The organism is Streptomyces sp. NPDC045026 (assembly GCF_056432625.1).
This window is the reverse complement of sequence record NZ_JBWKIS010000028.1, coordinates 104,342-116,858: the sequence shown is the minus strand read 5'-3', so window position 1 is coordinate 116,858 and position 12,517 is coordinate 104,342. Positions and strand designations below refer to the sequence as shown.

Here is a 12,517-nt window from a genome sequence, read left to right as displayed (position 1 = left end):
CGGTGAAGATTCGACACCTCCACCACACACGGAGGCCTTCGCCCTCTTCAAGGCCCGCGCGTGTCAACAACGCTCATGCTCAATACAACTAGGGCCTGTCGGCCTCTTGGCGTCTCGGCCTCTCGTCAGAATGGCGTCGGGGGCATGTGAGGCGATGCAGCGCGCCGGGTTCCCCGATCCCCAGGGGCAGTTGTTCACTTGGGGTTCGCGTGTGCGCCGTGGTGAGCCCGTAGGTGTGGCTTCACCGCGGCGCCCCCGCAGTGGTGGCCCCGCACTGTTGTCGGAAATCACTGTCATCGGAATCCACTGTCGTCGGAACCCGTTTCTGGAGGCGTATTCATGTCACACCGTCCGCCGAGTTCTCTGCCCGGCCGCCGCGGGGTGCTGCGCGGTTCGCTCGCCGCTTCCGCCGCGCTGGCGCTGCCCGCCGTGGGAGCGGCCGCGGCTCCGGCCTTCGCCCTGTCGGGTCGCCCGAAGGCGGCGTGGGGCGTCCAGGCGGGCGACGTCGGCGCGCACTCGGGGCTGATCTGGACGCGCTCGGACCGGCCCGCCCGCATGATCGTGGAGACCTCCGCCACGGAGTCGTTCCGCCGGGCCACCACGTGGCACGGGCCGCTGATCGGCGCGGGCACGGACTTCACCGGCACCACCCGCCTGCGCGGCCTGCCGCCGGGCGAGCAGATCCACTACCGCGTGGTGCTCGCCGACCCCGACGACCCCCGCCGCACGGGCGAACCCGTCACCGGCACCTTCCGCACCACTCCCGTGGGCCGCCGCGACGGGGTGCGCTTCCTGTGGTCGGGTGACATCGCGGGGCAGGGCTGGGGCATCAACCCGGACCTCGGCGGCTACCGCGTGTACGAGGACATGCGCGCCCTGAACCCCGACTTCTTCCTGTGCAGCGGCGACAACATCTACGCCGACGGCCCCATCCTGCCCAGCGTCACGCTGCCGGACGGGCGCGTGTGGCGGAACGTCACGACCGAGGAGAAGTCCAAGGTCGCCGAGACGCTGGCCGAGTTCCGCGGCGCGTTCCGCTACAACCTCCTCGACGCGAACGTGCGCCGCTTCAACGCGCAGGTGCCCTCGATCGTCCAGTGGGACGACCACGAGGTGCACAACAACTGGTACCCGGGCCAGATCCTGGACGACGCCCGCTACACGGAGAAGGACACGAACGTCCTCGCCGCGCGGTCCCTGCGGGCGTTCAGCGAGTACTTCCCCGTCTCCACGCTGCCGCCGGGCGACGACGAGGGGCGCGTGTACCGGGTCCTGCGGCAGGGCCCCCTGCTCGATGTGTTCGTGCTCGACATGCGCTCGTACCGCAACGCCAACTCCCCGGGCCGGCAGCCCGACGACGCGACCGGGATCCTCGGCGCGCGCCAGCTGGCCTGGCTGAAGCGTGAGCTGTCCCGGTCGCGGGCCGTCTGGAAGGTGATCGCCTCCGACATGCCGCTCGGCCTGGTGGTGGCCGACGGCGCGGTGAACTTCGAGGCCGTCGCGCAGGGCGACCCGGGAGCGCCGCTCGGACGCGAGCTGCAGATCGCCGAGCTGCTGCGCCACATCAAGCACGACCGGATCACGGGCACGCTGTGGCTCACCGCGGACGTGCACTACACGTCGGCGCAGCACTACGACCCCTCGCGCGCCGCGTTCCAGGACTTCGAGCCGTTCTGGGAGTTCGTCTCGGGCCCGCTGGCGGCGGGCGGTTTCCAGGCGGTGAAGCTGGACGGCACGTTCGGCCCCGAGCAGAGCTTCGTCAAGGCGCCGGACCGGGCCAACACCTCTCCGATGGAGACCCCGCAATACTTCGGCGAGGTCGACATCGACGGCGGCAGCGGCGAGCTGACCGTACGGCTGCGGCAGCAGGGCGGCGACGTGCTGTTCACGAAGGTGCTTCAGCCGGGGCGCGTCGGCCAGTAGGGGCGAAGGCCGCGCAAAGGGGACATAAGCAGTCTTTACCCATCGGTCACAAAGCGTTCGTGATCACGCAACACCGTTCCTTCACAGTGGCTGTATGAGTCCAGACATGTCTGATGTGAGGCGGACCCGGAACGGCCGCCCCGTCCACCACTGGCGGCGCGATGTCGTCGAGCTCGCCGCCCTGTTCACGGCCGTGGCCGTCGCGGACGCCGTGGCGAACCTCGTCGGTCACGGCCCCGACGGCCCCGCGCTGCTCGCCATCTCGGCGGTCGTGCTCCTCGCCACGGCCGGATTCCACACATGGTGGGCACGCCGCCACAACCACGCACCCCCGACAGGCGATACCAACGCCCGTCGGCTCCCCACGGAGCGCGCCGGGCAGTCGGAACGGCCCGACACAGAGGTCCCCGCGGGCGCCGGCCCGCGGGCGACGGACCAGGCCACGGCGGCCGTGCTGTGGCGCATGCGGACGACGGTCCGTGACGAACCGGGGTCGCTCGCGGCCCTGTGCACGGCGCTCGCCCCGCTGCGGGTCGACATCCTCAGCCTCCAGACGCATCCGCTGGGCGAAGGCACCGTGGACGAGTTCCTGCTGCGCGCGCCGCAGGACCTGCCCGCCGCCGAACTCAGCCGGGTCGTGTCCCTGGCGGGCGGCTCCGGCACCTGGATCGAGCGGGCCGACGCCCACGACCTCGTGGACGCCCCCACCCGCATCCTCGGTCTCGCCACGCGCACGGCCCTGGACGCAGCGGAACTCCCGCTGGCGCTACGCCAGTTGCTCGGCCGGTGCACCATCCGGTCGCTGCCGGCCACGACGATGGGCGGCCGAACCACAGAGGCCGCGCCGGTGGAGGGGGCGCTCGAAGGGACCGTGATCCGGCTACGGGCCCCGGAAGGCGGCGTGATCACGGTGGAGCGGCCGTATCTGCCGTTCACGCCCACCGAGTTCGCGCGCGCCCGCGCTCTGGTCGAGCTCGACGCGCGGCTCGGCCCGCGCATCCCGCGCAGCCAGGACGTCCTGACGCTCCCCGAGGGCAACGCGATCACCGTGCGCCGGGCCGACTCGAACGACGTGCAGGCGGCCAAGGCCATGCAGGAGCGCTGCTCCCGCGCGACCCTGAGCAAGCGCTACCACGGGCCCGTCGGCGACGCGGACCGCTACCTCAACCACCTGCTCAGCCCCCGCTTCGGCCGCACGCTCGCCGCGCAGACCGCGTCGGGCCGCATCGTCGCCCTCGGGCATCTTCTGTGGGACGGCGACGAGACGGAGATCGCGCTGCTCGTCGAGGACGACTGGCAGCGCCGCGGCATCGGCACCGAGCTGCTCGGCCGACTGGTCGCGATGGCGATCGAGGCGGGCTGCGAAAGCGTGTACGCCGTCACGCAGGCGTCCAACACCGGGATGGTCGCGGCGATGCGCGGCCTCGGTCTGCCCCTCGACTACCAGATCGAGGAAGGCACGCTGGTGATCACGGCGCGCCTGGAGGCGACCCCGGTCAGGTCGCGGCTGCCGTACGACGCGCCCCGCGCGGCGTACGAGCAGGCCGACCGGCACTGAGGGCCGGGGCCGGCCGGGACCGGCTCCCCACGAGCCGGCCCGGACCGGTCCCCTCCGGCATCTGTCCGACCCGGACCGGTCCCCTCCGGCATCTGTCCGGCCCGGACCGGTCCCCTCCTGCTTCATTCCGGTCCGGGCAAGCTCCTCTACGTCACTCCGGCACCCGTAGGCGCCCCGTGGTCGCACGCCGCGTACCGCCGCCCGCCTCCCCCAGCGCCCTGTCCAGGTCCGCCCACAGGTCCTCGACGTCCTCAAGCCCCACCGACAGTCGCAGCAGCCGGTCGCTCACCCCGGCCGACCTGCGGTCGCCGGCGTCGACGATGCGGTGGCTGATGGACGCCGGATGCTGGATGAGCGAGTCGACGCTGCCGAGGCTGACGGCCGGGGTGACCAGCCGGACCGTGCGGATCACCTCGTGCGGGTCGCCCACGGTCTCGAAGGCGACCAGCGCGCCGCCGATCCGCGGGTAGCGCACGCGCGCGACGCGCGGGTCACGGGACAGCCGCGCCGCCAGTTCGGCCGCCGTCGCGGACGCCGCCCTGACCCGCACCGGCAGCGTCGCGAGGCCACGGAGCAGCAGATAGCCGGCGAGCGGATGCAGCACCCCGCCCGTCGCGAACCGCACCTGGCGCAGCTGCCGGGCGAACCCCTCGTCGCAGGCCACGACCCCGCCCATGACGTCCCCGTGCCCGCCGAGGAACTTGGTCGCGCTGTGCAGCACCAGCCGCGCGCCGTGCTCGGCGGGCCGCTGGAGCACCGGCGTGGCAAAGGTGTTGTCGGCGAGGAGCGGCACCGTCCCGCAGGCGTGGGCCACGGCCCGCAGATCGAGTTCGGCGAGCGTCGGATTGGCGGGTGACTCCACCATCACGAGCCCGGTGTCGGGCCGGATCGCGTCCGCTATGCCCGCCGGGTCCACCCAGGTCACCTCGGTGCCGAGCGCCCCCGCGGTGAGCAGGTGGTCGCTGCATCCGTACAGCGGCCGGACGGCGACGACATGGCGCAGCCCGGCGCCGCTGCGTGCGAGCAGCACGGCGGTCAGGGCGGCCATGCCGCTCGCGAAGGCGACCGCGCTCTCGGTCCCTTCGAGCCGGGCGAGCGCGGTCTCGAAGCGGCCGACGGTCGGGTTCCCGAGCCGTGCGTACACCGGCGGGCCCTCGTCGACGACGCCGTCCGCCGCGAACGCGTCGATGCGCGCGGCCTCGCCGCGGCTGTCGTACGACGGGTAGGTGGTGGACAGGTCGATGGGCGGGGCGTGCAGGCCGAGTCCGGCGAGGTCGTCGCGGCCGGCGTGCACGGCTTCGGTGGCCAGGGCCCGCCGGTGGGCGGGGCCCGGGTGCATCCCTGCGTACAGGTCGTTGTCCATGGGCGACAGCCTGAACAACGGCCGGGGTTCATCGGCCAAACCCCGTGCTACGTTCGACCGATGGCCGATTCCGTCGTACTCGATCCGGTTGACCTGCACATACTGCGCCTCCTCCAGAACGATGCCCGCATCACCTACCGGGACCTCGCCGCGCAGGTCGGCGTCGCGCCGTCCACCTGCCTCGACCGCGTGACCCGGCTGCGCCGGTCCGGCGTGATCCTCGGGCATCAGCTGCGCCTCGACCCGGCGAAGCTGGGCCGCGGGCTCCAGGCCCTGCTCTCGGTGCAGGTGCGGCCGCACCGGCGCGAGCTGGTCGGCCCGTTCGTGGAGCGGATCCGGGCGCTGCCGGAGGCGCGGTCGGTCTTCCATCTGACGGGCCCCGACGACTACTTGGTGCATGTCGCCGTGCACGACACCGCCGACCTCCAGCGGCTCGTGCTCGACGAGTTCACCGCCCGCCGCGAGGTGGCACGCGTCGAGACCCGGCTGATCTTCCAGCAGTGGGAGTGCGGCCCGCTGCTGCCCCCGTCCGCCGACGCCGTCGGTGAATCTTGATGACGCGGCCCCCCACCGCGTACGACGATGGCGGCATGCCAGATTCGTCAGCCACCACAGCAGCCGTCACCGGACCGCTCCCCCGCCAGGTCGCCGACGCCTACGTCGACGAGCTCATCGCCCTCGATCCCGTCACCGGCACCTACCTCGGCGTGCCCGAGAGCCACAGCAAGCTGCCCGACCTCTCACCCGCCGGCCAGCAGGCGACGGCCGATCTCGCGCGGGCGACCCTCGCGCGACTCGACGAGGCGGAGCGCAGGCCCGGCGCCGACAGCGCGATCGAGCGCCGCTGCGGCCGGCTCCTGCGGGAGCGCCTCACGGCCGAACTCGCCGTGCACGACGCGGAGGAGAACCTGCGGGCCGTCACCAACCTGGGCGGGCCCGTCCACAACGTGCGGGAGGTGTTCACCCTCACGCCGACCGCGACGGACGCGGACTGGGCGGCCGTCGCCGAGCGGCTGCGCGCCGTGCCGGGGGCACTCGCCGGATACCGCGAGACGCTCTCGCTGGGCCTGGACAAGAAGCTCCACGGGGGACCGCGCCCCACCGCCACGTTCATCGGCCAGCTCACCGAGTGGGCGGGCGAAGGACGCGGCTGGTTCGAGGACTTCACCGCGGACGGGCCCGAGGCGCTGCGCGCCGAGCTGGACGCGGCGGGCAGCGCCGCGACGGCCGCGGTGGTCGAGCTGCGCGACTGGATGCGCGACGTGTACGCGCCCGCGATCGAGGGCTCGCCCGACACGGTGGGCCGCGAGCGGTACGCCCGCTGGTCGCGCTACTACAACGGCACGGACCTCGACCTGGACGAGGCGTACGCGTACGGCTGGGCGGAGTACCACCGCCTGCTCGCCGAGATGAGGACCGAGGCGGAGAAGATCCTGCCCGGCGCCGCGACACCGTGGGTGGCGCTCGCGCACCTCGACGAGCACGGCACGCACATCGAGGGCGTGGAGGAGGTGCAGCGCTGGCTCCAGGGCGTGATGGACGAGGCGATCGAGGCCCTGGACGGCGTGCACTTCGAACTCGCCGAGCGGGTCCGGAAGGTGGAGTCCCGGATCGCCCCGGCCGGCAGCGCCGCGGCCCCCTACTACACGGCGCCGTCCGAGGACTTCACACGGCCGGGGCGCACCTGGCTGCCGACGATGGGCCAGACCCGGTTCCCCGTCTACGACCTGGTCTCCACCTGGTACCACGAGGGCGTGCCCGGTCACCATCTCCAGCTCGCGCAGTGGACGCACGTCGCGGACAGCCTGTCGCGCTACCAGGCGAGCGTCGGCATGGTGAGCGCCAACGCCGAGGGCTGGGCGCTGTACGCGGAGCGCCTGATGGACGAGCTGGGCTTCCTCACGGACGCCGAGCGGCGGCTCGGGTATCTGGACGCGCAGATGATGCGCGCGGCCCGCGTCATCGTCGACATCGGTATGCATCTGGAGCTGGAGATCCCTGCGGACTCGCCGTTCCACCCGGGCGAGCGGTGGACGCCCGACCTCGCGCAGGAGTTCTTCGGGGCGCACAGCAGCCGGCCCGCGGACTTCGTGGAGAGCGAGCTGACCCGCTATCTGTCCATCCCCGGGCAGGCGATCGGCTACAAGCTGGGCGAGCGCGCGTGGCTGCTCGGCCGGGCCAACGCGCAGGCCAGGCACGGGGACGCGTTCGACGCGAAGGCCTGGCACATGGCGGCGCTCTCGCAGGGGTCGCTCGGCCTCGACGACCTGGTCGACGAGCTGTCTCAGCTGTAACTCGGCTCCGGGCGGCGGCACTTGGGGCTGCCGCCCGCGCCGCGTACGTACGGTCGCGCTCAGCAGCCGCAGTCGTCCGAGTCGACCGGCGCCGTCAGCGGGTCGGCTTCGCGCCGCGCGGGCCCCTCCCACGTCTCGTACGCGAAGCCCTCCCGGGCCCAGTATTCGAAGCCGCCGAGCATCTCCTTGACCTGGAACCCGAGTTCGGCGAGGGCGAGGGCCGCGCGCGTGGCGCCGTTGCAGCCCGGGCCCCAGCAGTACGTGACGACGGGCACCGTCTTGGCGAGGAGCTGTTCGGCCTGCTCGGCGATGAGCGCGGTGGGCAGGTGGACGGCGCCGGGTACGTGTCCCTGGTCCCACGACGCGGTGGAGCGGGTGTCGATGACGACGAAGCCCGGGTCGCCGCCGGCCGCGAGCGCCGAGGCCACGTCGGACACGTCGGCGTGGAAGGCGAGGCTCGCGCCGAAGTAGGCGGCGGCCGCGGAGGGGGACGCCGGGGGCACGCGGAGCACGGCGTTGGGGTTGACGGTGGTGGTCGCGGTCATGATGTCGGCCTCCCGGGCGGATCGCTGCGGGCCGCACGACCGTGCCGCCCTCGACCAGAAATCTACGGTCCCTGACGATCTTCCTGAAGTGACGATCCCCGGCATCCCCCTTGATCGGCCGGGGATGTCCCTGCTATTGCTGCCTCATGACCGGTGAATCCCCGTACACCCCCGATGCCACCGACTGGCGCATCCTCGACGTCCTCCAGCGCGAGGGCCGGGCGAGCTACGCCGAGCTCGCGCGCGCCGTCTCCATGTCCGCCAGCGCCGTCACCGAGCGGGTGAAGCGCCTGGAGGAGGCCGGGGTGATCGCGGGCTATGCGGCGGTGGTAGTCCCGGAGCGGATCGGCCTGCCCATCCTGGCGTTCGTACGGCTGCGTTATCCGAACGGGCACTACAAGCCGTTCCACGACCTCGTCGAGGTGACGCCGGAGATCCTTGAGGCGCACCACGTCACCGGCGACGACTGCTTCGTCATCAAGGTCGCCGCGCGCTCGATGCAGCACCTGGAGGAGGTCTCCGGCAGGATCGGCGCGCTCGGTTCGGTGACGACCAGCGTGGTCTACTCGTCCCCGCTGCCCCGGCGCCCGCTCGGCCACTGACCCGCCACCGGGCGCGCACTCAGGACCGCTGCCGTACGACGGACCCCGACCGCCCCTTCACGATCTCCAGCTGCGCGTGCACCCGGCGCCGCAGGTCGGCGACGTGGCTGACGATGCCGACGCTGCGGTCCCGCTCGCGCAGGGAGTCCAGGACGTCGAGCACCTCGTCCAGGGTCTGGTCGTCGAGGCTGCCGAAGCCCTCGTCGATGAACAGGGTGTCGAGACGGACCCCGCCCGCCTCGTCCGTGACGACGTCCGCGAGGCCGAGGGCGAGAGCGAGCGACGCGAAGAACGTCTCCCCGCCGGAGAGCGTCGCGGTGTCCCGCTCGCGCCCCGTCCACGCGTCGACGACGTGCAGGCCGAGGCCCGAACGGCCGCGCCCCGTACGGCCGTCGGAGTGCACCAGCGTGTAGCGGCCGGACGACATGCGGGCCAGTCGCGCGGTCGCGGCGGCCGCGACCTGTTCGAGCCGGGCCGCGAGGACATAGGACTCCAGGCGCATCTTGCGCTCGTTGTCCGCGGACGTGCCGGCGGCGAGCCCTGCCATGCGCGCCACCCGGTCGTACGCGGCGCGCAGCGGAGCGAGCCCCCGGACGGCCGTGGCACAGCGGGCGGAGAGCCGGTCGATCTCGGTGCAGCGGCGGGCCGCGTCGTCGCGCGCGGACGCCGTCTCGCGCACCCGCCGGTCGGCCGCCTCGGCGGCGTGCCGCGCCGCGGCCACATCGGCGGGCGCCTGCCGGGCCGCTGCCGCGGTGTCCCCCTCGGCGAGCACGGCGCGCACCGCGGCCTCCTCGGACTGGCGGGCGTCGAGCCGGTGTTGGAGCTCCCGGTGCCGGTCGTCGTCCAGGAGGGCGGCGCCGGCGGCCTGCGGCGTGTCGAACCCGGCGCGGAACGCCGCGTCGGCGAGTCGCGCGTCGGCGTCCTTGAGCCGCTTGGCACAGTCGTCGGCGCCGCGCGCGGCGTCCGCGGCGGCCGTGAGCTGCGCCGCGAGCCGCTCCAGCTGCGCGGCGCGCGCGCCGACACTGGCCTCCGTCCCCCGCGCCTGTGCCAAGTCGCCCTCCAGGGCGCCCTGTTCACGGTCGAAGCTCTCGCGCAGGGTGGCTCGGGCGACCGCGCGACGTGCGGCTTCCTGCTGTGCGGCGAGTCTGCGGTCGTGCTCGCCCTCGGCCTGACCGAGGGCCTCACGCGCGGCGTGCAGTCCGGAGGCGAGTCCGCGCGCCTCGGCGTGTCGTGCGCGCAACTCGTCGGCGGCCTCGGCGAGTTCCAGGGCGGATGTCTCCCCGGCGGCGGCCGTGGCGGCGGCGAGGGACTCGCGCACCGCGGCGAGACGGCCCTCCTGCGCGGTGCGCGCGTCGTCCGCGCGGCGGTACGCGGCGAGGGCGGACTCCTCGGCGTCGCGGCCGACGTGCTCCGCGGTCTTGCGCATGGGGTCGGGGTGGTCGGTGGATCCGCACACCGCGCAGCTCTCGCCGGGGACGAGCTGCGCGGCCAGCTCGGCCGCGATCCCGTTCAGCCGCTGTTCCTTGAGGCCGAGCCAGTGCTCATGGGCGGCCGCGGCGTCCTCGCGGGCACGCAGTGCGCCGGCCTGGGCCTCGGCGACTTCGCCGGTGAGCTGGTCGCGACGCCGGGAGGCCTCCAACCTCTGCTGTGCAGGCTCCAGTTGACCCGCCAGGTGCTCGGTGCGCGTCGCGGCGTCCTGCGCGGACTCGACGGCTTCCTGGAGCGCGGCCCGGGTGCTCTCCCAGCCGTCGAGCCAGCTCGCCGCTTCCTGGAGCAGTTCGTCGTCGGCCCGCTCCTCGCGGTCGAGTCCTTGCCGCTGCCCGGCGAGTTCTGTCAGGCGCAGCTCGGCGCGCCGGGCGGACTCCAGTCCGCCGAGCTCCTCGGCCGCCTTCCGCGCGGCGGAGGCGAGGCCCGCCGCGCCGGCGCCGTCGAACGACTCGGGCAGCGCGGCACGCGCGCGTGCGTCCTCGCTCGCGGCCCTGGCGTTCTCCCTCTCCGCGGCCTCGCGCAGCTCGAGGGCGGGCGCGACGGCCTCGGCCTTGCGGCCCCGCTCCATGCGCTCCTGGACCCGCCGGTACTCATCGGCCCGCTCGTCGAGCCGGGCGGCCCGCTCCCGGGCCTCCTCGAACCGCCGCTGCAGCCGGTGCACTTCTTCCACGCCGGCCAGCTCGCGCTGCGCCTCGGTGCGGGCCGCATCGGCGGCGGTCAGCGCGAGGTGGGCGACGGTGAGCCGCTCGCGGGCTGTGGAGCGGGCGACGGCGGCCCAGGTGAGGACGGAGTCGGCGAGCCCGGGGTCGCCGGGCGCGGCGTCGGTGGCGGGCAGTTCGACGATGTTCCCGGCGGCCTGCTGCATGCGGTGGGCGTCGGCGAGCAGCTCGGCGTCGGCCGCGCGTACTTCGCTCTCGGCGGCGCGGCGCTGCTCGGCGAGGCGCTGCTCGGCCGCGGCGAAGCGGCGGGTGTCGAAGAGCCGTCCGAGGAGTTTTCCGCGGGCTTCGGCGTCGGCCCGCAGGAACCGCGCGAAGTCCCCCTGCGGCAACAGGACGACCTGGCAGAACTGCTCCTTGCTCATGCCGAGGAGCTGGCTGATCTCTTCGCCGATCTCCTGGTGGGAGCGGCTGAGGTCCTTCCAGGTGCCCGCCGTGGCGTCGTACTCGCGCAGCCAGCTCTGGGCCTTGTCCGTGGTGGTGCCCGTGCCGCGCTTCTTGGGGCGCTCCCACGGGGGCTGCCGGGTCAGCTCCAGGCGGCGCCCCGCGACGGTGAGGTCGAGGGTGACCTCGGTGCGCGTGCCGGGCGCGGCGTGGTCGCTGCGCAGGGACGTGCCCTGGCCGCTGCCCTGCCGGGCGCCGGGTACCGAGCCGTACAGGGCGTAGCAGACCGCGTCGAGGACGGAGGTCTTGCCGGCACCCGTGGGGCCGTGGAGCAGGAAGAGGCCCGCCGAGGACAGGTCGTCGAAGTCGACTTCCTGGCTTTCCCCGAAGGGTCCGAAGGCGGTGATCCGCAGCCGGTGGAGCCTCATCGCGCGACCTCGCGCCGGGTGTCGTCGATCCGTACGGCGTCGAGGGCCTCACACAGGACGGCGCGCTCGGCCTCGTCGGGTCCGGTGCCGCGCACGTGGGTCACGAAGTCCTCCGCGATCTGCTGGTCGTCGCGCCCCTTGAGCCGCTGCGCGTACGAGACGTCGGGGTCCTCGGGGGCACGCTGCGGGTCGAAGGCGAGGCTGAGGGTGTGCGGGAACCGCTCGGTGAGGCGGGCCATGGGGTCGTCGGGCCTGACCGGGTCGGTGAGGGTGGCCTCGACCCACGCCTCCTCGTGCGCGGCGAGGTCCGGGCGCGCGAGGAGATCCGCGAGGTCCCCACGGATCCGCGCGAGCGGCCTGGGCACCGGGCAGTCGACGCGCTCGGCGCCGGCGAACCCGTCCGCGTCCAGGTCGACGAGCCACATGCTCTTTTGGTGGTCGGCCTCGGAGAAGGAGTACGGGAGCGGCGAGCCGGAGTAGCGCACGCGCTCCGAGATGACCTGGCTGCCGTGCAGATGGCCGAGCGCCACGTAGTCGACGCCGTCGAAGACGCCACAGGGGACGGCGGCGACTCCGCCGACGGTGATGTCGCGCTCGCTGTCGCTGGCCTCGCCGCCGGTGACGAAGGCGTGTGCGAGGACGACGGACCGGGTGCCGGGCGGGCGCTCGGCCAGATCGGCCCGCACTCGGTCCATGGCTGCGGCCAGGACGGCCTCGTGGCCCGGCTTCGACACGGCGAACTCGTCCTTCACCAGCGCCGGTTCGAGATAGGGAAGGCCGTAGAAGGCGACGTCACCGGCGGCGTCCGGGATCAGGACGGGGGTCGCGCAGGCGCCGGGGTCGGTGCGCAGGTGGATGCCGGCGCGGCCGATGAGCCCCGCGCCGACGCCGAGGCGGCGCGCCGAGTCGTGGTTCCCGGAGATCATCACCGTGGGGATGCCCTCGTCGGCGAGGCGGTGCAGGGCGTCGTCGAACAGCTCGACCGCGGCGAGAGGCGGCACCGCGCGGTCGTACACGTCACCCGACACGACCACCGCGTCGACGTCCCGCTCACGGACGGTCGCGACGAGGTGACCGATGAACTCGGCCTGGGCGCCGAGCATGTTCACCCGGTGGAACGCCCGGCCGAGATGCCAGTCGGAAGTGTGCAGCAGCCTCATGATCCCCGAGACTAACGGGCGGGTCGGACATCACGGGCGGCTACCGGCGTATCGGT

Annotated in this window: 9 protein-coding genes; 5 read left to right on the top strand and 4 right to left on the bottom strand. The window is 73.6% G+C overall.

The features are described 5' to 3' along the window. Nucleotides 1–339: 339 nt before the first annotated feature. Entirely contained in the window at nt 340–1,923 is a 1,584-nt protein-coding gene (locus AC07EJ_RS37885) for an alkaline phosphatase D family protein (RefSeq protein ID WP_478885957.1), read from the top strand. A gap of 106 nt (nt 1,924–2,029) precedes the next feature. Further along, nucleotides 2,030–3,481, top strand: a complete 1,452-nt coding sequence (locus tag AC07EJ_RS37880; protein ID WP_389476884.1) for a GNAT family N-acetyltransferase — start codon at nt 2,030–2,032, stop codon at nt 3,479–3,481. Between the two features lie 151 nt (nt 3,482–3,632). Here the strand turns inward: AC07EJ_RS37880 and AC07EJ_RS37875 are convergent, their stop codons facing one another. After that, nucleotides 3,633–4,844 carry a trans-sulfuration enzyme family protein gene (locus tag AC07EJ_RS37875; RefSeq protein ID WP_389476886.1) on the bottom strand — a complete coding sequence of 404 codons (1,212 nt, stop codon included), beginning with the start codon at nt 4,842–4,844 and terminating at the stop codon, nt 3,633–3,635. A gap of 60 nt (nt 4,845–4,904) precedes the next feature. On the opposite strand from AC07EJ_RS37875, the gene AC07EJ_RS37870 reads away from it, so the two are divergent. Continuing rightward, nucleotides 4,905–5,399, top strand: coding sequence for an Lrp/AsnC family transcriptional regulator (locus AC07EJ_RS37870; protein ID WP_389476888.1), 495 nt, complete (start codon nt 4,905–4,907; stop codon nt 5,397–5,399). Between the two features lie 35 nt (nt 5,400–5,434). Continuing rightward, entirely contained in the window at nt 5,435–7,138 is a 1,704-nt protein-coding gene (locus AC07EJ_RS37865) for a DUF885 domain-containing protein (protein WP_478885956.1), read from the top strand. Between the two features lie 59 nt (nt 7,139–7,197). On the opposite strand, the gene AC07EJ_RS37860 is transcribed toward AC07EJ_RS37865, so the two are convergent. Further along, entirely contained in the window at nt 7,198–7,683 is a 486-nt protein-coding gene (locus tag AC07EJ_RS37860; RefSeq protein ID WP_389476892.1) for a rhodanese-like domain-containing protein, read from the bottom strand. A gap of 146 nt (nt 7,684–7,829) precedes the next feature. On the opposite strand from AC07EJ_RS37860, the gene AC07EJ_RS37855 reads away from it, so the two are divergent. Next, nucleotides 7,830–8,285: an Lrp/AsnC family transcriptional regulator gene (locus AC07EJ_RS37855; RefSeq protein ID WP_389476894.1), complete on the top strand. Its 456-nt coding sequence runs from the start codon at nt 7,830–7,832 to the stop codon at nt 8,283–8,285. Nucleotides 8,286–8,304: 19 nt separating this feature from the next. Here AC07EJ_RS37855 and AC07EJ_RS37850 read toward each other — a convergent pair whose 3' ends face one another. Both AC07EJ_RS37850 and AC07EJ_RS37845 read right to left on the bottom strand, forming a co-directional pair. Beyond that, a complete protein-coding gene (locus AC07EJ_RS37850) occupies nt 8,305–11,301 on the bottom strand; it encodes an AAA family ATPase (protein ID WP_478885955.1) in 2,997 nt (998 codons plus the stop codon). Beyond that, nucleotides 11,298–12,461 carry an exonuclease SbcCD subunit D gene (locus AC07EJ_RS37845; RefSeq protein WP_478885954.1) on the bottom strand — a complete coding sequence of 388 codons (1,164 nt, stop codon included), beginning with the start codon at nt 12,459–12,461 and terminating at the stop codon, nt 11,298–11,300. The genes AC07EJ_RS37850 and AC07EJ_RS37845 overlap by 4 nt, the downstream gene beginning before the upstream one ends. Between the last annotated feature and the right edge of the window lie 56 nt (nt 12,462–12,517).